Genomic DNA, 23,347 nt, shown 5'->3' with positions numbered 1-23,347 from the left:
ATCAGCCCGCCTCCAGCACGATCCGCGCCTCGAGCCCCGTCGCCGCCCCCGGCGGCGGCGAATACAGCTCGAGCCGCGCCCCGTGCTTCTCGACGATGGTGTTGACGATCGAGAGCCCCAGCCCGTAGCCCGCGCGGTCGGAGCTGTGGCGCACATGGCGCTGCTGCAGCGTGCGCAGTTGCGCGCTGCCGACGCCCGGGCCGAAGTCGCGCACGGCCAGCGTGGAGGGTGCCATCACCTCGACCACGACGCGGCCGCGGCCGTAGCGCAAGGCGTTCTCGACCAGGTTGCGCAGCGCGATCGCCAATGCATCCACGTCACCCACCACCCGGGGCGCCTCGGTGTCGGGCACCTTCAGCGACAGGCGCTCGTTGACGCGCGCATCGTTCCAGAACTCCTGCGCAACCGTGCCCGCGAGCTGGACCAGGTTGACCTGCCCGCGGGCGAAAGAGGCACCCGATTCAGCGCGCGAGAGCTGCAGCAGCTTCTCGGCGCGATGGCCCAGCACCTCCAGCGCCTCGAGCGCGGCTTCCACGTCGTGGCGCCGCAGGTCGTGCTCCAGCGCGGTCTGCAGCCGCAGCCGGGCGGCCGTGAGCGGCGAGCGCAGCTCGTGCGCCGCGTTCGCCGCGAGCGCGCGCTCGACGTCGAGCGCGTGGGACAGCCGCTCCAGCAGTCGGTTGACGTCCTCGCCCACCGAGCGCAGCTCGCGCGGCAAGCCCGCGAGCGGGACCGGCCGGAGGTCCGCGCCGTTGCGCAGCGCGATCTCGCCGGCCAGCACCTGCAGGCCGCGCAGCTCGCTGCGCGCCACGTTGCGCAGCACCAGCGCCAGCAGAGGCAGCACCGCGACCAGCGGAATGATCAGCCCGAGCAGGGTGCGGTTGAGCGCGGTGCGGCGCTCGTCCAGCGGGTCGGCGACCTGGAGGTAGAGCCCGAGCGTCGGATGCCGCGCGGTGTAGATGCGCCAGGCTTCGCCGTCGGCGAAGCCCTGCGCGAGCGGCACGTCGAAGGCATTGGACGGCGCCTCGGAGGAACGCAGCAGCACGCGCTCGTGCACGTCCACCATCTGGTAGAGCACCGCATCGGTGGGATACAGCTGCGGCGGCGCGATCAGCGGCAGGGCGGCGCCGGGGCGCTCGGCGCGCAGCTTGTCGAATTCCTGCACCGCGGTGTCGAAGGTGCGATGCGCGACCTCGGCCAGCTCGTTGTCGAAGTTGTGGTTGATCTCGCGGTCGACGTACCAGGCCGCCCCCAGCACGCACAGCAGCCAGACCCCGCCGACCCACACGATGAGCGTGCGCGTCAGCCGCCCGGCGAGCGAATCGCGCGAACCGAGCTCGGCTTCTGCCTGTTGCAGAAAGCCGAGCTTCATTCGTCGTCTTCCTCGGGCGAGAACGACAGCCGGTAGCCCAGGCCGCGCAGCGTCTGGATGTGGCTGCGCCCCAGCTTGCGGCGCAGGCGGCTGATGAAGACCTCCAGCGTGTTGCTGTCGGCCTCGTCGCCGAAGCCGTACAGCGCGTCTGCCAGGTTCTCGCGCGTGTGGATGCGCTCGGGCCGGGTCGCCATCACGCGCAGCAGCGCCCATTCCTTTTGCGTCAGCGTGACCGGGATCCCGTCCTTGCGGACCAGGTCGCGCGCGAGATCGATCTCGAGCGTGCCGAAGCGCAGCACCGGCGTGCTGGCGCTGCTGCGGCGGCGCTCGACGGCGCGCAGGCGCGCCAGCAGCTCGGCCGGGTCATAGGGCTTGGTGAGGTAGTCGTCCGCGCCCGCGTCGAGGCCGCGAATGCGGTCGGTGACCTGGTCGCGCGCGGTGAGCACGATCACGATCGGACGATCGCGCAGCGCGCGCACGTCCGGCAGCAGCGACAGGCCTTCGCCGTCGGCCAGGTGCAGGTCGAGCAGCACGGCCGCGTACTGCACCGCCGCCAGTGCCGCGCGCGCCTGCGCCAGGCCGGGCGTCACGTCGACCACGAAAGCCTTGGCCTCGAGGTAGCTGCAGACCGCGCTGGCCAGCGCGGCATCGTCCTCGACCAGCAATATGCGCACGTCGCCTTCCTTTCCAAAGAACCGGAGTCTAGGGCCTGTTAACGCTATGCAAGGGGCAACCCGGAGGGAAGGTCGCCACAGCCCGCCCCTCGGCGTTGCGCTCCTTGCGTGTGCGCATGCACACGCGGCGTCACGCGCCTTGATGGGCGGGCTGTGGCGACCTTCGCGACCACTTGCATAGCGTTAACAGGCCCTAGGCCAGGGCCCCTTCAGGCAACGTTCAGCAGGCGGACGTAGGCTCGCGTCCCCATGCTCCGTTCCATGCTCGCCAGGCCGCCTCTCGCCTGGACACTCCTGACCTTGTTCCTGCTCCTGGCCTGGGATGCCACGGGCCTCGACCTCGCGCTGGCCCGCCTTGCGGGCACGCCGACGGGCTTTCCGTGGCGCGGCAACGGGTTCCTGGTGCACGTGATGCACGAGGGCGCCAGGGCGCTGAGCTGGCTGCTGCTGATCGCGCTGCTCGCCGCCATCCGCTGGCCGGTGGGCGTGCTGCGCCACCTGCGGATGCGCGAGCGGGCCCAGCTCGCGTTCACCGTGCTCGCCGGCGTGCTGGTGGTGTCGCTGGTCAAGCAGGCGAGTGCGACCAGCTGTCCCTGGGACCTGAAGGCCTTCGGCGGCGTTGCCGACTACGTGTCGCACTGGGCCTGGGGCCTGCGCGACGGCGGGCCGGGTGGCTGCTTCCCGGCCGGCCACGCCTCCGCGGGCTTCGCCTACGTGGCCGGATGGTTCGTGCTGCGGGGCGTCTCGCCGTCGGCGGCGCGGGCGTGGCTCGGCTGTGCGCTGGCCGCCGGGCTGCTGCTGGGCCTGGCGCAGCAGCAGCGCGGGGCCCACTACATGAGCCACACGCTGTGGACCGCCTGGCTCTGCTGGACCACCGGCTTCGCAGTGGATGCGGTGCTGCGCCTGAGGTACACCAGACGCGATGCGCCAGCGGGCGCCATGCCCAAGCTGAACGAAAGCTGAGCCGGGCATTCAGTGAGTTTTCAGTCCGGCTTTCCAGACTCGCCGGATGCGCTTCTCGACTGCCCAGCTTCCCGTCCTCTCTCCCGATAACTCCCTTGCCGCGCCCGCGGCGCAGGCCTCCACCGTGGAGGCCGGCGCGTCCCCATGGCGGCGCGTCGACGCCTGGCTGGCCCAGCCCCGCTCGGCCCGCAGCGTGGTCGTCTGGCTGAGCGTTTATCTCGCGCTGGCCGCCAACTGGCCGCTGTGGGAAGAGCTGGCGCGCATCGGCGGCGCGCCCAGCATCTACCTGCCTCAGGTCGCGTTGATGGCGCTGCTCACCATCTGCGGCACCGTGGCCCTGCTGGCGCTGAGCGCGTGGTCGCGCTGGATGAAGCCGCTGTGGTTCGCCGTGGTGGTGGTCGCCGCCGTGGCGCAGCACTTCATGCTGAGCTACCACGCGGTGCTGGACCCGAGCATGCTGGCCAATGCCATGCAGACCGACGTCCACGAAGCACGCGACCTCATGGGCTGGGGCTTGCTGTTCCATGTCGTGCTGGTGTCGGCCTTGCCGGCCTGGGCGTTGCGGCGCGTACGCGTGGCGCCGATGGGCCTGCTGTCGCAGGCATGGCGCAACGCGCTGCTGCTCGTCGCAGCCGTGGCGCTGGCGGCGGCCGGCGCGCTGGCGATGAACCGGCAGCTCGCGCCGCTGATGCGCAACAACGTCCACCTGCGCTACATGATCAATCCGCTGGCCAGCATCTATTCGGCGTCATCGGTGGCGCTCAAGCCGCTGTTCAAGCACAGCCGCAAGCTGATCCCGATCTCCGGCGGCACCGCGCTGGGCGCCAGCTACGCGGCGCAGGCCCGGCCGCCGCTCTTCGTGCTGGTGGTCGGCGAGACTGCGCGGGCCGATCACTTCGGGCTCAACGGCTATGCCCGCGACACCACGCCGGCGCTGGCTGCGCGCAAGGTGCTGTCCTGGCGCGACGTCCATTCCTGCGGCACCAACACGCTGGCTTCCGTGCCCTGCATGTTCTCGCCCCTGGGCAAGGCGGGCTTCGAGGCGCGCAAGGACGACTACGAGAACCTGATGGATGTGCTGCAGGCCTCCGGCCTCGCGGTGTTCTGGCTCGGCAACCAGCCCGGCGGCTGCAAGGGCGTGTGCGACCGCATTCCGCATGCCTTCGCCTACGACCAGCTTGCACCGGAGGTGAAGAGTGCGCTGTGCGATGGCGATGAATGCCTCGACGACGCCATGCTCCGGGGGCTCGACGAGCGCCTGGCCGCACTGCCGGCCGAGCGCCGCGCCAAGGGCGTCGTGCTGGTGATGCACCAGATGGGCAGCCATGGTCCGGCCTACTACAAGCGCTCCTCGCCGGATGCCAAGCGTTTCCTGCCCGAGTGCAAGACCAACGCGCTGGCCGAGTGCAGCCACGCGGAGCTGGTGAACGGCTTCGACAACACGATCGCGTACACCGATCGCTTTCTCGGCAAGACCATCGATTGGCTGCAGGCGCAGTCGGGGCACTACGACACGGCCTTGCTCTACCTGAGCGACCACGGGGAGTCGCTGGGCGAGTACGGGCTGTTCCTGCATGGCGTGCCGTACAGCTTTGCGCCCGAGGTGCAGAAGCACATTCCGATGGTGATGTGGTTCGGGCCGCACATGCGCGAGCGTGCGGGGCTGTCGAGCTCCTGCATGGAGGCGGGGCTGGATGCGGCGCTTACGCATGACAACCTTTATCACACGGTGCTGGGGGTGATGGATGTGCGGACGTCGACGTACAAGGCGGGGTTGGATGCGTTGGCTTCGTGCCGCGGTATGGCTCCCTCTTCCTCACCCTCTCCCTCTCCCTCTGGGAGGGGGATGGGGTGAGGGCACTTTGGCTGTCGAGTCGTACGGTGCTGTTGTGTTGAGTGCGGAGCCGGGAATTCGCCCCGGCGGGCGAGTTACTTTCTTTGTCTCGCCAAAAAAGGTAACAACAGGGGCATGCGTATGCGTGCGAACGTGAGCACGAGCACGAGCACGTACGTGTGCGCGAGTGTCTGCGCGAGCGAGGACCTGGAGCTCACGCCAACCTGCACACCACACAAGGACGCGCCATGGCGCGTTGGAGTTCAAATCCCCTCTGCGCGTGCCGAGGAGCGCAGCTTTTCGCGGATAAAGGGCCGCGCGTGTTTGAGCCGAAGGCGAGTTTGCGCGGACCCCGCGAAAAGCGAGCACCGCAGGTTGCCCGCAGCGAAGCGGAGGGTCACGCGCAGTGGGGTCGCCTTTCTTTGGTTACTTTCTTTGGCGAGACAAAGAAAGTGACTCGCCCGCCGGGGCGAAATCCCGGCTCCGCACTCAACACAACAGCAACGTACGAAATCAAACGAAACGAGTGCCCCCACCCCAACCCTCCCCCGGAGGGGGAGGGAGCAATACAGACACAGGAGGCAAAAAGAAAAGCCCTACTTCTTGGCCTTCGCCACCCGCCCCATCAAATAGAACTCCGCATTCGGCTGCATCCCACTGAAACTCGCCATCCGATTCGAAAGCCCGAAGAAGGCGGTGATGGCAGCGATATCCCAGATGTCCTCGTCGCTGAACCCGTGCGCATGCAGCGGCGCAAAGTCGCCGTCGTCGATCTCGTGCGAACGCTCGCACACCTTCATTGCAAACTCGAGCATCGCGAACTGACGCGGCGTGATCTCGGCCTTGCGCCAATTGACCGCCACCTGGTCGGCCACCAGCGGCTTCTTCTCGTAGATGCGCAAGAGCGCGCCGTGCGCGACCACGCAGTACAGACAGCGGTTGGCGGCGCTGGTGGCGGTCACGATCATCTCGCGCTCGCCCTGGGTGAGCGAGCCTTCCTCTTTCAGCATCAACGCATCGTGGTAGGCGAAGAAGGCGCGCCATTCGGCCGGACGGCGTGCGAGGGCGAGGAACACGTTGGGGACGAAGCCGGCCTTCTCCTGCACCTCGAGCACCCGGGCGCGGATGTCTTCGGGCAGGTCCTTGAGTTCGGCGAGCGGGTAGCGCGCGGCGGTCATGGGCGTCTCCTTTGGCTTGCTGCAGAACGGCCATCATAGGGAGGGCCGTCCGGCCGATGCGCCCGACGTGACTTAAGTCACCCCGCTTGCCGCGACATCATCGCGCTCGAGCCATGGAAGCACATCTTCTGGCTACAGTCCCGCCGGGACATCGGGAAGCAGCGTGTGAAAGCGCAGCCCGCAAGCAGAGGGGCAACCCTCGCGCACGGGCGATCACAACACAAAGGGACAGGCATGATGAAGCACCACGGACGCAACAAGGCCTCTGCGGCCATGGGCCACAACGAATCCGCGCGGCGCGCACGCGCGTTCGCCATCGCCGGGCGATGGCTGGCGCCGATGATCCTGCTCGCAGGCGGCGGATCGGCCCAGGCGCTGGTGATCGGCGTGACCGAGGGCGTGAGCTACCGGGCCAGCGACAGCGAGATCGAAGCCCGGTTCGCACCGATAGCGGAAGTGCTGAGCAAGACGCTCAAGCAGCCGGTGACCATCAAGGTGCTGAGCTCGTATGGCAGCGCGCGCGAGGCCCTGAGGCAGCAGCAGGTCGAACTGGCCTTCGTGCACCCGGCGCACGTGGCTTTCGAGGCGACCAAGGCCGGCGGCTACAAGAGCCTCGCCTGGACGGCGGGGTACACCGAATACAAGGTCTCGTTCCTGTGCAAGGACATGCCACCCATCTCCAACTGGAAGGAGATCGCCGGCAAGACCCTCGTCGTCCCCGATCCGGATTCGATCACGTCGGTGATCACGCGCGCGATGCTGCGTGAGCAAGGCTTGCAGGAGGGCGCGGTCAAGCTCTCCAACACCCGCTACCAGGACGCAGTGCCGTTCTACGTGCAGAACGGCTTTACCGCCTATGGGGCCACCGCTTCCGCGGGTGTGATCAAGGCCTGGAAGACGTCCGGCGGCAAGACCTGCGCCGAGTCGCGCGCGGTGCCCATCAAGCAGTGGCTGACGTCGAGCAAGCTCGATGCCACCACGGCCGCGACGGTGCGCGAGGCTTTGCTGCAGCTCGGGCAGTCGGAAGGCGGCAAGCGCGCGCTCGCGGCTTCGAGCTACTCCGGCTTCATTGCGCCGTCTGCGGAAATCGAGAAGACCTTGACGGCGTGGCTCGGAATCTAAGTCCCTGTCGGACCGAGCGCCGGGGGTGAATCCTCCAGCGCAACAACGGCCGATGCGCTTTCATCCTTGAGCGCCACGCCCGTCACCCCGCGGCGCAGCGCTTCGCGCACGAACCAGGCCAGCTTGAAGGCCGCCGCTTCCCAAGGCAGCCCCTCCGGGCGCACGTTCGAGATGCAATTGCGCTCGGCGTCGTGCCGCCCCCGGCGCGGTGCGTGGGTGATGTAGATGCCGAGGCTGTCGGGCGAGCTGAGGCCGGGGCGCTCGCCGATCAGCATCGCGACCAGCCGGGCGCCGAAGGCTTCGCCGATCTCGTCCGCGAGCGCCACGCGCGCCTGCGTGGCGATCACGAGCGGCGCGAGCCGCAGCGAGGCGGGCAGTTGCGGGCGCAAGGCCGACAGCAGCGGCAGCGCATGGCGCGCCACGGCCAGGGAAGACAGGCCGTCGCCGATCGCGATGGCGAGATCGATCGGCGGGGTTGCCCGGGCGCGCAGGGCCGCTGCATCGTCCGGGTCGAGCTGCCTGCCCAGGTCGGGCCGCCGCAGGTACGTCGCGCGGTCCGGCGCGCGGCTGCGGGCCCGCAGCACCTCCCAGCCCTCGGCGCGCAATGCGGCCTCGAGCGCATCGGCATCCAGCGCCGCATGGATCGCATCGCGTGCCATCGCGTGCGCCCAGCCGAATCGCAGCACTTCGTCGGTCGGCATGCCGGCGCCGGCGCGGCCGAGCGCGAGGCGCGCGGGCGTGGCGTTGCGCCAGTCGGCCCAGGGGCTGTACGTGACCGGGTCGCTCATTTCAACGCCTCCAGCGAACGCATGTCCGCGAGCAGCCGGTTGGAGGAGGGCGCTTGCAGCCGGCCCGCGGGGTCGGTGATCTGCATCCGCTGCAGCCAGGCCTCGAACTCGGGAGCGCGCTTCAGCCCCATCGACTCGCGCAGGAAGAGCGCGTCGTGGAAGGAGGTGCTCTGGTAGTTGAGCATGACGTCGTCCGCACCCGGCACGCCCATGATGAAGTTGATGCCCGCGGTGCCCAGCAGCACCAGCAACGTGTCCATGTCGTCCTGGTCGGCCTCGGCGTGGTTGGTGTAGCAGACGTCGCACCCTAGCGGCAGGCCCAGGAGCTTGCCGCAGAAATGGTCTTCCAGGCCGGCGCGGATGATCTGCTTGCCGTCGTAGAGGTATTCCGGCCCGATGAAGCCGACCACGGTGTTGATCAGCAGCGGCTGGTAACGGCGCGCCAGCGCATAGGCACGCGCCTCGCAGGTCTGCTGGTCGACGCCGAAGTTGGCGTCGGCAGAAAGCGCGCTGCCCTGGCCCGTCTCGAAGTACATGAGGTTGCGGCCCACCGTGCCGCGCGCGAGCGATTGCGCGGCCGCGTGCGCTTCATCCAGCAGCTCGGGCGTGACGCCGAAGGAGCGGTTGGTCTTCTCGGTGCCGCCGATGGACTGGAAGACCAGGTCCACCGGCGCGCCGGATTCGACGAGCTTGATCGCATGGGTCACGTGGGTCAGCACGCAGCTCTGCGTCGGCACCTCGAAGCGCTGGATCACCTCGTCGAGCATGCGCAGCAGCTCGCCCAGGTGCTGCAGGCTGTCGGTCACGGGGTTGACGCCTATCACCGCATCGCCTGCGCCCATGAGCAGGCCGTCGAGCATGGAGGCGGCGATGCCGCGGAGATCATCGGTCGGGTGGTTGGGTTGCAGCCGTACCGCGAGGTGGCCGGGCAGGCCGATGGTGTCGCGAAAGCGCGTGACCACGCAGCACTTGCGCGCCACCGCGATCAGGTCCTGGTTGCGCATGAGCTTGGAGACTGCGGCCACCATCTCCGGCGTCAGGCCGGGGGCGAGCGCCGTCAGCGCCTGCGTGTTCGCCTGTTCCGAAAGAAGCCAGTTGCGGAAGTCGCCGACCGTCAGGTGCGCCACCGGCGCGAAGGCCGCGGCATCGTGCCCATCGATGATGAGGCGGGTGATGTTGTCCTCTTCATAGGGGATCAGCGCCTCGTTCAGAAACTGCGCGAGGGGCGTCTCGGCCAGCACGTGGCGTGCTGCCATGCGCTGCTGCGCAGTGGCTGCGCCGATGCCCGCCAGGTAGTCGCCGGACCGTGCCGGGCTGGCGAAGGCCATGACCTGCCGGAGGTCGTCGAATGCGAAGGCTTGCGAATGAAGGGTCGTCCGGTAGCGCATCTGGCATCTGCCGCGGGAGGAGTTCAGGCCAGGGTAAATAATGGACCGTTTTCAACCATTCCGGGAGACCGTCACGTGCATTCCTTTTTTCGCCTGACCACTGCAGCCCTCGTGTCCTTGTGCGCATTGCCCATCGCGCTGGCGCAGACCGCGCCCGTCACCACGCCCAGCGGGCTGGTCTACCAGTCGCTGAAGGAGGGCAGCGGCGCCTCGCCCGCGGCCACCGACGTGGTCAAGGTGCACTACCGCGGCACCTTTCCGGACAGCGGCAAGGAGTTCGACAGTTCCTACAAGCGCAACGAGCCGACGGAGTTCCCGCTCAACGGCGTGATCCCGTGCTGGACCGAAGGCGTGCAGAAGATGAAGCCGGGCGGCAAGGCCAAGCTGACCTGCCCGCCCGCCATTGCGTACGGGACGCGTGGGGCCGGCGGGGTGATTCCGCCGAATGCCACGCTCAACTTCGAGATCGAGTTGATCTCGGTGACGAAGCGCTGAGCAGGCGGCTGTAGCCGGAGCGCAGCCTTTCGCGGACCTGGCGCCCGCCTCCTCAGCCCGGCTGGTACTGGTACAGCCAGGTCTCCGTCAGCGTCTGATCGCCGTTCTTCAGATAGAGCCGCATGTCCACCGGCTCCGTGCCTTCGGCCGTGAAGTCGAACTGCGCGCGCCAGTGGCCCGGCACGCCGTTAGGCACCGCCTCGGCAAAGATGTAGGAGAACTTGCCCCGGGAGGCCGTGAGCACCAGCTCGGGCTTGACGCCGAAGGGAATGGCTTCGAGCGGCTTGCCGATGAACTCCACCATGAACTTGCGCACGCCGGCTGGACGCTGCGTGCCCGGCTCGCCGCCGCGGCCCAGGCGGGTGGCGATGCAGCGTGCCAGCGGCGAAGGAAAGGGCTCCTGGTCGGTCCAGTGCAGCCGGTACTTGAGCTGGTAGCTTCCGCCCGCCTTGGCCGGCGCCTTGGGCACCCAGCAGGCCAGGATGTTGTCGTGGATCTCGTCGTCCGTCGGGATCTCGATCAGCTGCACCGATCCCTCGCCCCAGTCGCCCTGCGGCTCGACCCAGAGGCTGGGCCGCTTCTCGTAGAGCACGCCGTCCTGGTAGTGGTCGAAGTTGCGGTCGCGCTGCAGCAGGCCGAAGCCGCGCGGGCGCGTGTCGCTGAAGGCCGAGGCGCGAGTCTGAGTGGGGTTGTTGAGCGGGCGCCAGATGCGCTCGCCGGCACCGTTCCAGATCGCGAGGCCGTCGGAATCGTGCACCTCGGGCCGCCAGTCGATGGCGGTCGGCTTGACGGTCTCGCCATACCAGAACATCGAGGTCAGCGGCACCAGCCCGAGGCGGCCGACGTCGCGGCGCAAGTAGAGGCGCGCTTCGATGTCCATCAGCACCGCCTTGGTCCGCTGCATGACGAACTTGTAGGCGCCGGTGATGCTGGGGCCTTCGAGCAGGGCATACACCGTCATGGTGTTGGCCTCGGGAGTGGCCGGTGGCTCGAAGTAGAAGCGGGTGAAGTTGGGAAACTCCTCCGGCCGGTCGGGCATGGCGGCGTCGAGCGCGATGCCGCGCGCCGACAGCCCGTACTGGTAGAGCTCGCCGATGGCGCGAAAGTAGGAGGCGCCGAGGAAGGCGACCCAGTCGTTGGTCTGCCAGGCCAGCTTCTTCTGGTCGCCCAGGCGGCTTTCCTGAAGCCGGAACCCTGCGAAGCCGGCGCCCTCGCGCAGCTGCCGCGCGGGGCTGTCCGCCGGCATCGTGAAATAGGCGCTGTCGTAGAGGATCTCGCGCGCGAAGCCGTCCCCGCTGGCGGCCTCGGTCACGTACATGTGGACCGGCGCCTGGAAGTAGCGGCCCAGGTGGAAGAAGGTGACGGGGAATTGGCCGGGGCCGTCGCGGAAGACCGCGAGATCGGGGTTGTACTTGATCTTGCCGTGCGCGTCGTAGTCGATGCGCTGCAGCACATCGGCGGGCAGCGAGGTGTCCGCCACGTAGGGCTTGCCCGCGATCGCCTTGGCTTCGGTAACAAGACGTTCGAAAGAGAAAGGGCGGGGTTGGCTGAGCTTGATTCCCTCGGCCGCGAGGGCATCGACGGGGAATCCAAGGGCGGCGAGCGCCATTGAGGCGCCACTGGCGGTGAGGAGTGAACGGCGATCGATCATCGGCCAGGATGGTAACGAGGCTTGGGCCCGCACCCCGTAGGCGGATGGCGCAAGCCCCGGACCACGCCTGCGGCCTTGTCCTACGATCACATCGAATTCGAAAGCAAGACCCGGAGTGCGCATGACGGTGCCGATCTCCAGAATCGGTTCATCGATCCACAAAGGACTTGCAATGAACATGATGACCAACCCCAACGAGATCCGTGCCCTCCAGACCGCGAGCGACCCCCGCTGGGCGGCGGTGGTGGCGCGCGATGCCGCGGCCGACGGACAGTTCTTCTATTCGGTACGCAGCACCGGCGTGTACTGCCGGCCGTCCTGCGGTGCGCGCCAGCCGCGCCCCGAGAACGTGGCCTTCCACGCCACGGCGGCCGATGCAGAGCGCGCGGGCTTCCGGCCCTGCAGGCGCTGCAAGCCGGACCAGCCGGCCCGGGCCGCGCAGCAGGCGGCCCAGGTGGCCGAGCTGTGCCGCTTCATCGAGAACGCCGACGAGGCACCGAGGCTCAGCGACTTGGCGGAGCGCGCGGGGCTCAGCAGCTTTCACCTGCACCGCATCTTCAAGGAAGTCACGGGGCTCACGCCAAAGGCCTATGCCGCGGCACACCGCGACCGGCGCGTGCGCGAAGCACTGGGGCGTAGCGGGAGCGTGACTGACGCGATCTACGATGCCGGGTACAACTCCAACGGCCGCTTCTACGAGCGCTCGAACGAGGTGCTGGGCATGACGCCCACACGCTTTCGCGCGGGCGGCGCCGACACCGACATCCGCTTCGCCATCGGCCAATGCGCGCTCGGCGCCATCCTCGTGGCGCAGAGCGAACGCGGCGTCTGTGCCATCGCGCTGGGCGACGACCCCGACGTGCTGGCGCGCGAGCTGCAGGACCGCTTCCCGCAGGCCCGGCTGATCGGCGGCGACCCGGCGTTCGAACAACTGGTCGCGCGGGTGGTGGGCTTCGTCGAGGCCCCGGGGGTGGGCTTGGACCTGCCGCTGGACGTGCGCGGCACGGCCTTCCAGCAGCGCGTGTGGCAGGCGCTGCGCGACATCCCGCCGGGCCGCACGGCGAGCTATGCCGAGATCGCCGAGCGCATCGGCAGCCCGAACTCGGTGCGCGCCGTGGCGCAGGCCTGCGGCGCCAACGCGCTGGCGGTGGCGATCCCCTGCCATCGCGTGGTGCGCAGCGACGGCGCGCTCTCGGGCTACCGCTGGGGCGTCGAGCGCAAGAGCGCGTTGCTGAAGCGGGAGGCCGAGGCGGCATGATCGACTGGGACCGCGTGGCGCTGGACCTCGATGCCGAGGGCAGCGCGCTGATCGAAGGCCTGCTGTCGCGCGACGAGTGCGAGGCGCTGGCGGCCTTGTATCCGCTCGATCCTCTGTTCCGCAGCCGCGTGCTGATGGAGCGCCACGGCTTCGGGCGCGGCGAATACAAGTACTTCGACTATCCGCTGCCCGAGCAGCTGGCGCACCTGCGGCAGGAGATCTACCCGCAGCTCGCGCCGATCGCCAACCGTTGGAACCAGGCCATGGGCATCGATGTGCGCTATCCGCCGCAACACGCGGAGTTCATCGCCCGCTGCCATGCGGCGGGGCAGTCGCGGCCCACGCCGCTGCTGCTGCAATACCGCGAGGGCGACTACAACTGCCTGCACCAGGATCTCTACGGCGAGCACGTGTTCCCGCTGCAGGTGGTGATCCTGCTGTCGGAGCCGGGTCGCGATTTCACCGGCGGCGAGTTCGTGATGACCGAGCAGCGCCCGCGCATGCAGTCGCGCCCCATGGTGCTGCCGCTGCGCCAGGGCGATGCGGCGGTGATCGCGGTGCATCATCGGCCGGTGCAGGGCACGCGCGGCGTCTATCGCGTCAACCTGCGGCATGGCGTGAGCCGGGTGCGCTCGGGGCATCGGCATACGGCGGGCATCATCTTTCACGATGCGGCCTGACACCATGACGCCCGATCTCTTCGACGATCTCGACGCGCCCGCGCTGCCGGCGACGCACCCCCTCGCGCCCGGCGCGGTGCTGCTGCGCGGCTTCGCGCGAGCGCAAGAAGCGCAGCTGTTGGCCGGGGTCGAAGAGGTGCTGGCGCGGGCACCGCTGCGGCACCTGGTCACGCCGGGCGGCTTTCGCATGTCGGTGGCAATGAGCAACTGCGGGCGGCTGGGCTGGGTCTCCGACCTCAGCGGGTACCGCTATGACGCGAACGATCCCGACAGCGGCCGGCCCTGGCCCGCGATGCCCGCCGCCTTCCTCGAGCTGGCCGCGGCCGCCGCGCGCGCGGGCGGCTTCGAAGGCTTCGCGCCCGACGCCTGCCTGATCAATCGCTACGAGCCAGGCACCCGGCTGTCGCTGCATCAGGATCGTGACGAAGGCAACTACGACTGGCCGATCGTCTCCGTCTCGCTGGGCCTGCCGGCCGTGTTCCTGTTCGGCGGACCGAAGCGCTCGGACAAGGCGCAGCGCGTGCCGCTCGCGCATGGGGACGTGGTGGTGTGGGGCGGGCCCTCGCGCCTGCACTACCACGGCGTGCTGCCGGTGAAGGAGGGCACGCATCCCCTGACGGGTGGCTGCCGCATCAACCTGACCTTTCGCAAGGCCGGCTGAAGCGCTCAGGCCGGTGGCTGGATGTCGTACGAAATCCGCCCGGCCGGCAAGTAGAACAGCGCGATCACGGCGCCCCCCTTGGCCTCGGGATAGTGGTGGCTTCCCGGCGGCGGCGCGGTCCATCCGCCGTAGCACCAGCCGTTGGGACCGGCGAGCGCCGCGCCATCGTTCAGCGGCACCACCATGTTGAACTCGCCGTAGGGATGGGCGTGGTAGTCGCCGCGGAAACTGCCCTGGGGGTTGCCCTGGTCGTTGCCGGTGCTGTCCATGTAGACGGCGGTGATGCTGAAGCCCAGCGTCTGCGGCGTGGCCTCGCTGATGCGGCTGCGGCGGTAGCGTTCGCCGCGGATCTCGACGTTGGCGGCCCAGCCGTCGCGCACGCCGGCCTTCACCAGCGCCGCGAGCCGTTCGTAGAGCGGGCTGCCGGGGCCGTGGGTGGCGTTCAGCCATCGTTCCACCTCGGTGCCCGCAGTCATGTTCTTGATCTGCTCGAGGAAAGGGAGGCTGGTCGCGATGAGTTCTTCCTGGTCGGTCATGGTGTGCTCTCGTTTCGTTGTCACTCGTCGGCCTTGAAGCCGGACGCCGCCACGATCGGCTTCCACCGCTCGCGCTCGGCAGCGATGGTCTGCACATACTCGGCCGGGCCCACGTAGGCCGCCTCGAGGCCGATCTGTTCCAGGCCGCCGACCAGCTCCTTGTCGCCGGCGGCAGTACGCGTCGCGGCTGCGAGTGCGGAGACCACCGCGTCCGGCGTACCGGCCGGCGCGAACAGGCCGTAGCTTTCCACGCCCACGACCTGTCCGAAGCCCTGCTCGGCGAAGCTGGGAACATCCTTGAGAAAGCGGGAGCGCCGTTCGCTGCTCACGGCCAACAGCCGCAGCTTGCCGCTGCCCAGGTATTGCAGGAAGTCGCCGACGAAGCCGAAGTAGGCGGGCACCTGCCCGCCCAGCAGGTCCTGCAGTGCCGGGGCGGAGCCACGGTAGGGCACGTGGGCCAGCGGGACTCCCGCCGCCTGGGAGAAGCGGAAACCGAGGAACTGCGCCAGCGACCCGGCGGCCGGCGATGCATAGCTGCGGCCCGCCTCGTTCGCCTTCAGCCAGCGAACATAGTCGGCCAGCGTGCGCACTTCGGTGGGAACGGCCGTGCTGATCGCCAGCACGCAGGTCGAAGAGGCCAGCGCAGCGATCGGGCGCAGGTCGCGCACCGGGTCGTACGACAGCCGCGTGTAGACATGCGGGTAGATCGTCATCGCCGAGGTCTGGGTGCACAGCACGACGCTGCCGTCGGCGCGCTCGCGCTTCATCTGGGCCGTGGCAATGCGGCCCGCGGCGCCGGGCCGGTTGTCCACCAGGTAGGCGCGACTCTGTGCGCGCCAGGCCTCGGCCAGGCGCCGCGCGGTCTGGTCCATGGTGCCGCCGGCCGGATAGCCGACCACGATGCGGCCCGGCGCGCCGTCGGGCTGCGCACGGGCCGGGGTTGCGAGTAGAGAGGGGACCGGCACGAGGCAGGCCACATACTTGGCGAATCGCCGCCGGGAGAGTTCGGTCATCGCGGGCTCCATCAGGTTCGGGACAGGCCTGGACATTGCCAGCGCTGTGCCGCTGCCGGAAGCGATGAATCTGCAACCGCCACATGCACGAGGTGCAACATGAGCACGAGAGCGCAGGTCGCGCTGAATGCGAGACGCATCGACCTGAACCTGCTGCGGGTCTTCGATGCCGTCTTCGAAGACCGCAACCTGCTGCGCGCGGGCAAGCGGCTGCACCTGAGCCAATCGGCGATCAGCCATGCGCTCGGCCGGCTGCGCGAGGCGCTGCAGGACGAGCTCTTCGTGCGGACCCCGAAGGGCATGGAGCCGACCGCGCGCGCACTCGCCATGGCGCCCGCCTTGCGCGAGGCCTTGCGCAGCATTCACGACACGCTCGGCGTGCAGCCCTTCGACCCCGCGAGCACCGCGCGCAGCTTCGTGGTCGCGGCCAACGACTACGTGACCTCGGTGCTGCTCACGCGGCTGGCTGCCTGCATGAGCGAGGTGGCGCCGGCCATCGACCTGGTGGTGCGTCCTTCGACGCGGCTGGACCTGGCGGAGCAGGTCGACGTCGGGCGCATCGACATCGCGCTGGGCGTCTTCGCCGAGGTCCCGAGCCGCTTCCAGAGTGCGCGCCTGTGGTTGCAGGAGGACGTGCTCGTCTTCCGTCGCGGGCATCCGCTCGCGCGGCGCAAGCCGCGCATCGCCGACCTCGCGGACTTCCCGCTGCTGACGGTGTCGCTGGGCGGCCAGGAGGAGGGCGCCGTCAGCGGCTTCATCGCCGAGCGCGGGCTGGCGCGTCAGTCGGAGATGTTCGACCGCGCGGCGCTGGAGGACGCGCTGGCTTCGGCCGGCCTGCGTCCGCGCTACCGCATCACGGTGCCGCACTCGCTCGCCGTGCCCGACCTGCTCGCCGGCAGCGACATGGTGTCGATCGTTCCGGCGCCGCTGGCGCAGGGCTTCGTCGCCCGGCGCGAGCTGCTGGCGAAGGCACTGCCCTACACGTCCCAGCACGCAACGATGCGGGCGGTCTGGCATCGGCGACACGAGCACGATCCGGCGCACGTCTGGCTGAGGGAACAGCTCGCCCGGCTCGCCATGTCGTTTCATGCATGAGCATCTTGCGCAATGTTCAGTGGATGCCGACGCGGCGCTCGTGCACCATGACGGCATGACGAAAGCAGATCCCGTTCCCGCCTTGGCAGAGCGCGGCGCCGTCGCCGGCATCGTGGACGCCGTGATCCGGTCGCGAAGAGCCGTGCGCGCCTTCAGCCCGGCGCCCGTGCCGCGCGCCGTGGTCGCGGAGATCCTGGACGTGGCGCGCTGTGCGCCGAGCAACTCCAACACCCAGCCGTGGAGGGTGCATGTGCTGGAGGGCGAGCCCAAGCGGCGATTGGGCGAAGCGCTGATGCAGGCGCACGAGCGCAACGAGCTGCCGCCTTCGGCGCATTTCCCGGCGGACCTGCCGGCCGAGTGCGTGTCGCGGCAATCCGACTTTGGCGCGCGGTACTACGCCGCGCTGGGGATCGACCGGGCGGACCTGGCGGCGCGCTACCGGCAGTCCGGACGCAACCTCTGCTTCTTCGATGCGCCGGTGGGGCTGCTCTTCACCATCGACAGCCGGCTCACCCGGCACAGCTGGGCCGACTACGGCATGTTCCTTCAGACGATCATGATTGCCGCGAGGGCCAGGGGGCTCGATACCTGCCCGCAGGTCTCGTTCGTGCGTTACGAGCCCGTCATCTCGCAATTTCTCGGGCTGCCGCCGACGCAGGCGCTGGTCTGCGGCATGTCGCTGGGCTACGCGGAAGCCGAGGCGGAGGTGAACGATCTCCGGATGCCCAGGGAAGCGGTCGAGGATTTCACTGTCTTCTGGGGGTTCGGCAGCCCGGGCGGCGCCTAAGGCCGCGAGGAGGGCTCCCAGCCGAGCAGCCTGCGCGCGAGCAAGGACTGCATGTCCCTTCGGCCATCGGCGATCACGTAGATGATCACCTGGCTGCCTGTGACGCGGTAGATCACCCGGTAGGGCTTGAATGAAGTTTGGCGGTACTCCCTCATGCCCAGTGCGATCAGTTCCTTCGGATAGCTGCCACGTTCCGGAAAGCGCGAGAGGCTTTCGACAACTTTCAACAACCGGTCCAACACGCCATTGGCCCTGGCAACGCCATCGTGGCCGGCGATGTAGTCGTGAATCGCCTCCAGGTCCTGCTCGGCGCCTTCCGTGAGAAGGACTTCGAACGTCGGTGGAGCATCTGCCATCAGTCGGCTGCTCGCCTGGCACGCAGACGGGCGACGACGGCGGACACCGGCTTCACCTTGCCGGCCGCCACTTCCTGATTGCCCAGCGCGAGGATCTTCAGCAGCGCCAGCGTTTGTTGGGTGTCCTCGAACGAGGCGACATCCTGCAGGACTGCCTTGGCTTCGCCGTTCTGGGTGATGATCAGCGGCTCACGCTCTTTGGCGAGGTGCATCAGCACGTCGGCGGCGTTGGCCTTGAGGTAGCTGATCGGCTTGACCTGAGATGAATAGCGCATGTCGCTCCCTTTCCATTGAGAAGGTCCGAATATAGTCTTTATACGGCCCTGGGGAATGCTTGTCGGACCGGCCCGTCCGAGGCCTCGAAGAAGCTTCCCAGCGATCAGCCGTAGTCGCGACCAGGCTCCTGAGGTCGCTCCATGGCTTCGCGCCCGGCACGGTGGACGCGCCCGTCACCACCGCCTTCGCGAACGTGACCATGCGTTGCTGCAGGTAGCGCTGGTCGTCCGGGTCCCAGGTCTCGATGGAATGCGGACCACGCGCCACCACGATTTCCTTCAGGCCGCGGATGCGGTCGTAGGCAGCGACGGTGCCCTCCAGGCTCTCGGCACGATCCCATAGCCCTTTGGCAAAGAAGGCAGCCGGCCAGCGCGGCATCCCCGCGAGCGTGGCCGAGCTGGGATAGAAGACGATGTGATGCTCGGCCGCCATGCCGCCGAGGAACAGGTTGCGATCGGCCAGGTCGGGTGCCGCCGGCACGTAGCCCGGGCCGCTCGCGAAGGAGGCGAGCAGGATCGCGCCCTTGATGTTCGTGTAGCCCTTCGGCGGCCCGCAGGTGACGACTGGCATGTCGTAGCTGCAGGACTCGACGAAGTTCTTGGTCATCGCCCAGGCCATGGACATCGAGCCGCGCGAGTAGCCGCCGAGCAGGATCGGGATCTGCCCCGCCTTCATGCCGGCCAAGAGCTGGCCGCCCGCCGCATCGCCTTCGAGCAACTGCCCCGACGGCGTGAGCAGGCGCAGGCCCTGGCCGCTTTCCAGCTGCTCGAGCACGCGGAACACATCCTCGCCCTGCTCGAGCGTGTTGGTATCGCTGAACCCGCCGGAGATGCCTTCGCCGCGCCTGTCGTAGGCCAGCACGTCGAAGCCGGCGGCGTTCAGCGCCTGCAGGTTCTCGCGCCACCAGCGCTGGCCCATGGTCTCGGTGGTGGCGTTGGGGAAGGGGACGGGGATGGTCCGGCCGGTGGCGGCGTCGATGCGGTAGGCCTTCTCGTCCGGGTGCTGGATAGCGGTCATCTGCCCGCCGCCGCCGTTGGCCATGATCACCAGCGCGCGCAGGCGGCCGCCTTTGCCGTCGTCCACGCCCGCGCCTTCGATGTACCAGCCGCGCAGCTTGATCGTGTCCCGCATCTTCAGCTCGATGCGCTCGAAGGTATCTCGCGGCGCGCTGAACTCGACCGTGTAGGTGCGCGGCTCCGCCTGTGCAATCGATTCGCGGTAGGGCGCCTTTGCGAAGAAGGCGGGGCGCCGGATCTCGCGCAGATCCACCGGTCCGTCGGGGTCGATCCGGCCGGAAGGATCGACCACGCCGGTGGAGCGCCGCGCACGCTCCTTGTTGGGCGGCAGCCAGCGCTGCATCTGGGCATCGATGCGTCGGAAGCAGGAGGCATCGTCCTTGCAGGAGCGCCAGCGCGCCTTGAGCTTGGCGTCGGTGAATTCATCGACGTAGAAGTCGCGGCCCGCGTAGTCCCGCGGCGGGCGGTGCGCGCTCGGCAGCAACGGGACGCAGACGGTGTCGCCATGTGCGGTGGGCAGCCGGTAGCCGGGCAGCATTGCGTTGCGGTCGGCGCCCACGTACGCCTGGCAATCGGCGCGTGGCGGCTCGGCGCGGGACGACGCGACCTCGCTGAAGGGGAGGGCGCAACCGGCAACGGCGAGCAGTGCCACCGCCGCGCTTCTTCGAAGCTGCTCAGCCGAAGAGCGGCGCATGGATCGGCGGGGTGCGACCTTGGGCACGGCGGCATGATGCGCCGCGACACTGTCGTTGTCGATGTACTTGCGCGCTGACAAAGTCCCGGCCTTTCTGTTGCCGAGCCTGCATTGCTGCAGGGGCCGGGAACCCTTTCGGGCTACTCCGAAGCGGGCTTTTAGGCCTGCTTCAGGTAAAAGCTTTCATTAGCAGTTACTTGATTTGCTCTGCTTACGGCAGTCGCCTCTCGGATCGTCGCCCTCCACCGCCATGCGCCGTCGAAACCAGTCAGCCCCACGAGACTGCGGACGCACGCGCATCCGCACTCTGGTGGAGCTGGGGGGAATCGAACCCCCGTCCGGCACACTTGAGCTTCGAGCTTCAGGGAACTCCGGCGGATTGCGCCATCGGACCCACACGATCATTTTTTCAACTGCAGGCGACGAACAAGCCTCGTTGACCAAAGCTGTGTGGCACGACGCTGAAAAAGGTTCCAGGCGCTAGCCCGCCATCAGCTTCTGCACCAGTTCCGCGGTGGTCGCCGCGGCGTACTTGCGCATCAGCCGCGCGCGATGGATCTCGACCGTGCGATGGCTGATGTCCAGCGCCCGCCCGATCTCCTTCGAGGTCAGGCCCTTCATCAACTGCGCGGCCACCTCGCGCTCGCGCGGCGTGAGCTCGGCCTTGGCGGCGCGGCGCGAGCCCAGGTCCTCGAAGGTCCAGATGCCGGCCTCATGCGGCGCTTCGCGATTGAGGGCCTGGCCGCTCACGTGGCACCAGAAGGTCTCGCCGGCGAAGGCGCCGTGCAGGCCGCCGACGCGCCGCATCATGCGGTTGTCGGCGTAGCGCCCGCTGGCGTTGAGGATCGGCTCCATGCGCTTGCCGATGCGCTCGAATTCGGCGACGCTCGGGTAGAGCACACGGAAGGACTGCCCGACCAGCACGTCGCGCGTGGCGCCGAACATTTCGCACAGGCGCGCGTTGCAATCGACGATGATCCGGTGGCGCGACAGCACCATGCCCACCGGCGCCTCCTCGAAGGCGAGCCGGTAGTCGATGGGAGGGAGGGCGAGGGCGGTGGCGGTGTCCGGTGTGTCCATTACGAAATACTACGTATGCGCGTACGTAGTATCGTCCGGCTTGTCCATCAACCACCATTTCCGAACGAGGAATCATGGCGAACAAGATCTATCCCTCCGCCGATGCGGCGCTCAAGGGCGTCGTCGCCGATGGCCAGACGCTCGCGGTCGGCGGCTTCGGCCTGTGCGGCATCCCTGAAGCCCTGATCGACGCGCTGCACGATTCCGGCGTGAAGAACCTGACCTGCATCTCCAACAACGCCGGCGTCGACGGCTTCGGCCTCGGCAAGTTGCTGGAGACGCGCCAGATCAAGAAGATGATCGCGAGCTACGTGGGCGAGAACAAGGAGTTCGAGCGCCAGTACCTGGCCAAGGAGCTCGAGCTCGAGTTCACGCCCCAGGGCACGCTGGCCGAGAAGCTGCGCGCCGGCGGTGCGGGCATCCCGGCCTTCTTCACCAAGACCGGCGTCGGCACGATGGTGGCAGAGGGCAAGGAACTGCGCGAGTTCGACGGCGAGACCTACGTCATGGAGCGTTCGCTGGTGCCCGACGTGGCGCTGGTCAAGGCGCACGTGGCCGACAAGTCCGGCAACCTGCGCTTCCGCCTGACGGCGCGCAACTTCAATCCGGCCGCGGCAATGGCCGGCAAGATCTGCATCGTTGAGGTCGAGAAGATCGTCGAGCTCGGCGAACTGGCGCCGGACGACATCCACCTGCCCGGCATCTACGTGCATCGCATCGTGCTCAATGCCCGTCCCGAGAAGCGGATCGAGAAACGCACCGTGAGCGCGGCCGTCGATGTGGCCGCCGCCAAGGTCGAGGCCCAGGCCGCCATCGCCCAGGCAGCCGCCGGCAGCGAGGTGCCGGCGCCCGTCAAGAACAGCAGCAACAAAGGAGCCTGAGATGCCCTGGACCCAAGACCAGATGGCGGCGCGCGCCGCCCAGGAGCTGGAAGACGGCTTCTACGTGAACCTCGGCATCGGCATCCCCACGCTGGTGGCCAACTTCGTCGGCGACAAGGAAGTCTGGCTGCAGAGCGAGAACGGCATGCTCGGCATCGGCCCTTTCCCGACCGAGGATCAGGTCGACGCCGACCTGATCAACGCCGGCAAGCAGACCGTGACCACGCTGCCCGGCTCGGCGATCTTCGGCAGCCACGACAGCTTCGCGATGATCCGCGGCGGCAAGATCAACCTCTCGATCCTCGGCGCCATGCAGGTCAGCGCCAGGGGCGACCTGGCCAACTGGATGATCCCCGGCAAGATGGTCAAGGGCATGGGCGGCGCCATGGACCTGGTGGCCGGCGTGAAGCGCGTGATCGTGCTGATGGAGCATGTGGCGCGCAAGAAGGATGGCACCGAGGACCTCAAGATCCTCGAGGAGTGCACCCTCCCGCTGACCGGCGTGGGCGTGGTGGACCGCATCATCACCGACCTGGCCGTGATGGACGTCACGCCCGAGGGCCTGAAGGTGATCGAGCTGGCCGACGGCGTCACCTTCGAGGCGCTGCAGGCCAAGACTGGCGTCAAGCTTCTGCACTAGTCCACTGAATCATTGAAATGGGCGGTGAGGGCCGCCCGAGACGGGATGCGATGCAAGGCGCAAAGCGCAGCGATACCCGTAGGTATCGCGAGCATTTGCAACGCCGCAGCGCGCCCGTATCGGGTGGACAGCACCGACCGATTTCAGTGATTCAGTGGACTAGGCAGCAGCAGGCCGACTTGCCCGCTCCGGGGGAGGGCAGGAGCCCCCTGATGCGCTCTTTCCGAGCTCATCCATATGCCCATCGAAAGATGGCGGCAGGCATCGCCGATGGCCTACAACATCGGCTGCACCCTCTCTGCACATTGCTCGCTCCACATCACTCTGGAGCAAGACATGATGCATTCAACGAGGCGAACATTGGCCATCGCTGCCGTCGCAGCGGCCGGCCTGATGATCCAGGTCAACACGGCTGCTCAGCAGCAGCCTGCCGGCGCCGGCAGTGCGGCAGGTGCCAAGGCAGCGGCGTCGAAGCTCAGCAGGGGCGATGCAGGCATGTTGCGCGACATTGCGCAGGCCAATATGGCGGAGATCGAGACCGCGCGCGTCGCGCTCGAAAAGTCGCAGAACGCGGACGTGAAGAAGTTCGCCCAGATGATGGTGGACGATCACACCAAGGGCCTGGCGGACGTGAAGGCGCTGGCCAGCGCCAAGGGTGTCGACCTGCCGGACGGCGTGGACGTGAAGCACAAGGCCAACATGGTCGAGTTCAAGGCGCTCAGGGGCGACACCTTCGACAGCCAGTACATGAAGCACGCCGGCGTGGGCGACCATGAGGCCACGCTCAAGCTGCTCAAGAAGACCCAGGCAGAAGCTGCCGACGCGGACCTGAAGGCCCTGGCGACCAAGATGATGCCGGTGGTGCAAGAGCACCTGAAGCACGCGCAAGGCATGGCGAAGAAGTAGCGCAGG

24 protein-coding genes and 1 other RNA gene are annotated in these 23,347 nt (G+C 68.3%); 12 read left to right on the top strand and 13 right to left on the bottom strand.

Annotation, left to right across the window (positions count from 1 at the left end; translation table 11 throughout):
• Nucleotide 1: 1 nt before the first annotated feature.
• Complete coding sequence (locus tag ACMGEZ_RS06870; protein ID WP_436821511.1) at nt 2-1,369, bottom strand: sensor histidine kinase; 1,368 nt, start codon at nt 1,367-1,369, stop codon at nt 2-4.
• Nucleotides 1,366-2,043 carry a response regulator gene (locus ACMGEZ_RS06865; protein WP_436821510.1) on the bottom strand — a complete coding sequence of 226 codons (678 nt, stop codon included), beginning with the start codon at nt 2,041-2,043 and terminating at the stop codon, nt 1,366-1,368. The genes ACMGEZ_RS06870 and ACMGEZ_RS06865 overlap by 4 nt, the downstream gene beginning before the upstream one ends.
• Nucleotides 2,044-2,292: 249 nt before the next feature.
• Here ACMGEZ_RS06865 and ACMGEZ_RS06860 point away from each other — a divergent pair, with 249 nt between their 5' ends.
• Both ACMGEZ_RS06860 and ACMGEZ_RS06855 read left to right on the top strand, forming a co-directional pair.
• Nucleotides 2,293-3,006 carry a phosphatase PAP2 family protein gene (locus tag ACMGEZ_RS06860; protein ID WP_436821509.1) on the top strand — a complete coding sequence of 238 codons (714 nt, stop codon included), beginning with the start codon at nt 2,293-2,295 and terminating at the stop codon, nt 3,004-3,006.
• Between the two features lie 46 nt (nt 3,007-3,052).
• Nucleotides 3,053-4,861: a phosphoethanolamine transferase gene (locus tag ACMGEZ_RS06855; RefSeq protein ID WP_436821508.1), complete on the top strand. Its 1,809-nt coding sequence runs from the start codon at nt 3,053-3,055 to the stop codon at nt 4,859-4,861.
• Nucleotides 4,862-5,436: 575 nt separating this feature from the next.
• Here ACMGEZ_RS06855 and ACMGEZ_RS06850 read toward each other — a convergent pair.
• A complete protein-coding gene (locus ACMGEZ_RS06850; protein ID WP_436821507.1) occupies nt 5,437-6,018 on the bottom strand; it encodes a peroxidase-related enzyme in 582 nt (193 codons plus the stop codon).
• A gap of 234 nt (nt 6,019-6,252) precedes the next feature.
• Between ACMGEZ_RS06850 and ACMGEZ_RS06845 the strand changes: the two genes are divergently transcribed.
• Entirely contained in the window at nt 6,253-7,140 is an 888-nt protein-coding gene (locus ACMGEZ_RS06845; protein WP_436821506.1) for a phosphate/phosphite/phosphonate ABC transporter substrate-binding protein, read from the top strand.
• On the opposite strand, the gene eutC is transcribed toward ACMGEZ_RS06845, so the two are convergent.
• Nucleotides 7,137-7,928 carry an ethanolamine ammonia-lyase subunit EutC gene (eutC, locus tag ACMGEZ_RS06840; RefSeq protein WP_436821505.1) on the bottom strand — a complete coding sequence of 264 codons (792 nt, stop codon included), beginning with the start codon at nt 7,926-7,928 and terminating at the stop codon, nt 7,137-7,139. The genes ACMGEZ_RS06845 and eutC overlap by 4 nt on opposite strands.
• Entirely contained in the window at nt 7,925-9,316 is a 1,392-nt protein-coding gene (locus tag ACMGEZ_RS06835; protein WP_436821504.1) for an ethanolamine ammonia-lyase subunit EutB, read from the bottom strand. Before ACMGEZ_RS06835 ends, eutC begins: the two co-directional genes overlap by 4 nt.
• Nucleotides 9,317-9,391: 75 nt before the next feature.
• Between ACMGEZ_RS06835 and ACMGEZ_RS06830 the strand changes: the two genes are divergently transcribed.
• Complete coding sequence (locus ACMGEZ_RS06830) at nt 9,392-9,811, top strand: FKBP-type peptidyl-prolyl cis-trans isomerase (protein ID WP_436821503.1); 420 nt, start codon at nt 9,392-9,394, stop codon at nt 9,809-9,811.
• Between the two features lie 52 nt (nt 9,812-9,863).
• On the opposite strand, the gene ACMGEZ_RS06825 is transcribed toward ACMGEZ_RS06830, so the two are convergent.
• A complete protein-coding gene (locus ACMGEZ_RS06825; protein ID WP_436821502.1) occupies nt 9,864-11,462 on the bottom strand; it encodes an OpgD/OpgG family glucan biosynthesis protein in 1,599 nt (532 codons plus the stop codon).
• A gap of 172 nt (nt 11,463-11,634) precedes the next feature.
• Here ACMGEZ_RS06825 and ada point away from each other — a divergent pair, with 172 nt between their 5' ends.
• From ada to alkB, 3 genes are read left to right on the top strand one after another with little or no spacing between them, the layout of a single operon-like run.
• On the top strand, nt 11,635-12,720 hold the full coding sequence (gene ada, locus ACMGEZ_RS06820) for a bifunctional DNA-binding transcriptional regulator/O6-methylguanine-DNA methyltransferase Ada (protein ID WP_436821501.1): 1,086 nt from the start codon (nt 11,635-11,637) through the stop codon (nt 12,718-12,720).
• A complete protein-coding gene (locus tag ACMGEZ_RS06815) occupies nt 12,717-13,400 on the top strand; it encodes a 2OG-Fe(II) oxygenase (protein ID WP_436821500.1) in 684 nt (227 codons plus the stop codon). The genes ada and ACMGEZ_RS06815 overlap by 4 nt, the downstream gene beginning before the upstream one ends.
• 4 nt (nt 13,401-13,404) lie before the next feature.
• Nucleotides 13,405-14,061, top strand: a complete 657-nt coding sequence (alkB, locus tag ACMGEZ_RS06810) for a DNA oxidative demethylase AlkB (protein WP_436821499.1) — start codon at nt 13,405-13,407, stop codon at nt 14,059-14,061.
• 5 nt (nt 14,062-14,066) lie between these two features.
• Here alkB and ACMGEZ_RS06805 read toward each other — a convergent pair whose 3' ends face one another.
• Together ACMGEZ_RS06805 and ACMGEZ_RS06800 are read right to left on the bottom strand one after the other, a co-directional pair.
• Nucleotides 14,067-14,597 carry a 4-hydroxylaminobenzoate lyase gene (locus tag ACMGEZ_RS06805; RefSeq protein WP_436821498.1) on the bottom strand — a complete coding sequence of 177 codons (531 nt, stop codon included), beginning with the start codon at nt 14,595-14,597 and terminating at the stop codon, nt 14,067-14,069.
• 20 nt (nt 14,598-14,617) lie between these two features.
• The gene (locus ACMGEZ_RS06800; RefSeq protein WP_436821497.1) at nt 14,618-15,610 is read right to left on the bottom strand and encodes a tripartite tricarboxylate transporter substrate-binding protein; all 993 of its coding nucleotides are present in this window, start codon (nt 15,608-15,610) and stop codon (nt 14,618-14,620) included.
• Between the two features lie 99 nt (nt 15,611-15,709).
• Here ACMGEZ_RS06800 and ACMGEZ_RS06795 point away from each other — a divergent pair, with 99 nt between their 5' ends.
• Together ACMGEZ_RS06795 and ACMGEZ_RS06790 are read left to right on the top strand one after the other, a co-directional pair.
• Entirely contained in the window at nt 15,710-16,705 is a 996-nt protein-coding gene (locus ACMGEZ_RS06795; RefSeq protein WP_436821496.1) for a LysR family transcriptional regulator, read from the top strand.
• Between the two features lie 55 nt (nt 16,706-16,760).
• A complete protein-coding gene (locus ACMGEZ_RS06790) occupies nt 16,761-17,492 on the top strand; it encodes a nitroreductase (RefSeq protein ID WP_436821495.1) in 732 nt (243 codons plus the stop codon).
• Here the strand turns inward: ACMGEZ_RS06790 and ACMGEZ_RS06785 are convergent.
• The 5 genes from ACMGEZ_RS06785 to ACMGEZ_RS06765 all read right to left on the bottom strand — a co-directional run bounded on the left by ACMGEZ_RS06785 (nt 17,489) and on the right by ACMGEZ_RS06765 (nt 20,914).
• The gene (locus ACMGEZ_RS06785) at nt 17,489-17,848 is read right to left on the bottom strand and encodes a type II toxin-antitoxin system RelE/ParE family toxin (RefSeq protein WP_436821494.1); all 360 of its coding nucleotides are present in this window, start codon (nt 17,846-17,848) and stop codon (nt 17,489-17,491) included. The genes ACMGEZ_RS06790 and ACMGEZ_RS06785 overlap by 4 nt on opposite strands.
• The gene (locus tag ACMGEZ_RS06780) at nt 17,848-18,123 is read right to left on the bottom strand and encodes a type II toxin-antitoxin system Phd/YefM family antitoxin (RefSeq protein ID WP_436821493.1); all 276 of its coding nucleotides are present in this window, start codon (nt 18,121-18,123) and stop codon (nt 17,848-17,850) included. Before ACMGEZ_RS06780 ends, ACMGEZ_RS06785 begins: the two co-directional genes overlap by 1 nt.
• A complete protein-coding gene (locus tag ACMGEZ_RS06775) occupies nt 18,038-19,834 on the bottom strand; it encodes an alpha/beta fold hydrolase (protein WP_436821492.1) in 1,797 nt (598 codons plus the stop codon). The genes ACMGEZ_RS06780 and ACMGEZ_RS06775 overlap by 86 nt, the downstream gene beginning before the upstream one ends.
• Before the next feature lie 101 nt (nt 19,835-19,935).
• Nucleotides 19,936-20,245: a transfer-messenger RNA gene (ssrA, locus tag ACMGEZ_RS06770) on the bottom strand.
• 69 nt (nt 20,246-20,314) lie between these two features.
• Entirely contained in the window at nt 20,315-20,914 is a 600-nt protein-coding gene (locus ACMGEZ_RS06765; RefSeq protein WP_436821491.1) for a LuxR C-terminal-related transcriptional regulator, read from the bottom strand.
• A 74-nt stretch (nt 20,915-20,988) separates the two neighbouring features.
• Between ACMGEZ_RS06765 and ACMGEZ_RS06760 the strand changes: the two genes are divergently transcribed.
• The 3 genes from ACMGEZ_RS06760 to ACMGEZ_RS06750 all read left to right on the top strand — a co-directional run bounded on the left by ACMGEZ_RS06760 (nt 20,989) and on the right by ACMGEZ_RS06750 (nt 23,341).
• Entirely contained in the window at nt 20,989-21,795 is an 807-nt protein-coding gene (locus tag ACMGEZ_RS06760; RefSeq protein WP_436821490.1) for a CoA transferase subunit A, read from the top strand.
• A 1-nt stretch (nt 21,796) separates the two neighbouring features.
• Nucleotides 21,797-22,435 (top strand): 3-oxoacid CoA-transferase subunit B, encoded by a 639-nt coding sequence (locus ACMGEZ_RS06755; RefSeq protein WP_436821489.1) that lies wholly within the window; start codon nt 21,797-21,799, stop codon nt 22,433-22,435.
• Between the two features lie 336 nt (nt 22,436-22,771).
• Nucleotides 22,772-23,341: a DUF4142 domain-containing protein gene (locus ACMGEZ_RS06750; protein ID WP_436821488.1), complete on the top strand. Its 570-nt coding sequence runs from the start codon at nt 22,772-22,774 to the stop codon at nt 23,339-23,341.
• Nucleotides 23,342-23,347 lie beyond the last annotated feature (6 nt).

Source organism: Variovorax stachyos, assembly GCF_051400855.1.
GTDB lineage: Bacteria > Pseudomonadota > Gammaproteobacteria > Burkholderiales > Burkholderiaceae_C > Variovorax.
This window is presented reverse-complemented; position numbering and strand designations above follow the sequence as displayed.

Excerpts from the sequence above, each read along its gene's own strand:
- ACMGEZ_RS06870 (WP_436821511.1), bottom strand. The coding sequence starts at position 1,369 with ATGAAGCTCGGCTTTCTGCAACAGGCAGAAGCCGAGCTCGGTTCGCGC.
- ACMGEZ_RS06860 (WP_436821509.1), top strand. The coding sequence starts at position 2,293 with ATGCTCCGTTCCATGCTCGCCAGGCCGCCTCTCGCCTGGACACTCCTG.
- ACMGEZ_RS06855 (WP_436821508.1), top strand. The coding sequence starts at position 3,053 with ATGCGCTTCTCGACTGCCCAGCTTCCCGTCCTCTCTCCCGATAACTCC.
- ACMGEZ_RS06850 (WP_436821507.1), bottom strand. The coding sequence starts at position 6,018 with ATGACCGCCGCGCGCTACCCGCTCGCCGAACTCAAGGACCTGCCCGAA.
- ACMGEZ_RS06845 (WP_436821506.1), top strand. The coding sequence starts at position 6,253 with ATGATGAAGCACCACGGACGCAACAAGGCCTCTGCGGCCATGGGCCAC.
- eutC (WP_436821505.1), bottom strand. The coding sequence starts at position 7,928 with ATGAGCGACCCGGTCACGTACAGCCCCTGGGCCGACTGGCGCAACGCC.
- ACMGEZ_RS06835 (WP_436821504.1), bottom strand. The coding sequence starts at position 9,316 with ATGCGCTACCGGACGACCCTTCATTCGCAAGCCTTCGCATTCGACGAC.
- ACMGEZ_RS06825 (WP_436821502.1), bottom strand. The coding sequence starts at position 11,462 with ATGATCGATCGCCGTTCACTCCTCACCGCCAGTGGCGCCTCAATGGCG.
- ada (WP_436821501.1), top strand. The coding sequence starts at position 11,635 with ATGAACATGATGACCAACCCCAACGAGATCCGTGCCCTCCAGACCGCG.
- ACMGEZ_RS06815 (WP_436821500.1), top strand. The coding sequence starts at position 12,717 with ATGATCGACTGGGACCGCGTGGCGCTGGACCTCGATGCCGAGGGCAGC.
- alkB (WP_436821499.1), top strand. The coding sequence starts at position 13,405 with ATGACGCCCGATCTCTTCGACGATCTCGACGCGCCCGCGCTGCCGGCG.
- ACMGEZ_RS06805 (WP_436821498.1), bottom strand. The coding sequence starts at position 14,597 with ATGACCGACCAGGAAGAACTCATCGCGACCAGCCTCCCTTTCCTCGAG.
- ACMGEZ_RS06800 (WP_436821497.1), bottom strand. The coding sequence starts at position 15,610 with ATGACCGAACTCTCCCGGCGGCGATTCGCCAAGTATGTGGCCTGCCTC.
- ACMGEZ_RS06795 (WP_436821496.1), top strand. The coding sequence starts at position 15,710 with ATGAGCACGAGAGCGCAGGTCGCGCTGAATGCGAGACGCATCGACCTG.
- ACMGEZ_RS06790 (WP_436821495.1), top strand. The coding sequence starts at position 16,761 with ATGACGAAAGCAGATCCCGTTCCCGCCTTGGCAGAGCGCGGCGCCGTC.
- ACMGEZ_RS06785 (WP_436821494.1), bottom strand. The coding sequence starts at position 17,848 with ATGGCAGATGCTCCACCGACGTTCGAAGTCCTTCTCACGGAAGGCGCC.
- ACMGEZ_RS06780 (WP_436821493.1), bottom strand. The coding sequence starts at position 18,123 with ATGCGCTATTCATCTCAGGTCAAGCCGATCAGCTACCTCAAGGCCAAC.
- ACMGEZ_RS06775 (WP_436821492.1), bottom strand. The coding sequence starts at position 19,834 with ATGCGCCGCTCTTCGGCTGAGCAGCTTCGAAGAAGCGCGGCGGTGGCA.
- ACMGEZ_RS06765 (WP_436821491.1), bottom strand. The coding sequence starts at position 20,914 with ATGGACACACCGGACACCGCCACCGCCCTCGCCCTCCCTCCCATCGAC.
- ACMGEZ_RS06760 (WP_436821490.1), top strand. The coding sequence starts at position 20,989 with ATGGCGAACAAGATCTATCCCTCCGCCGATGCGGCGCTCAAGGGCGTC.
- ACMGEZ_RS06755 (WP_436821489.1), top strand. The coding sequence starts at position 21,797 with ATGCCCTGGACCCAAGACCAGATGGCGGCGCGCGCCGCCCAGGAGCTG.
- ACMGEZ_RS06750 (WP_436821488.1), top strand. The coding sequence starts at position 22,772 with ATGATGCATTCAACGAGGCGAACATTGGCCATCGCTGCCGTCGCAGCG.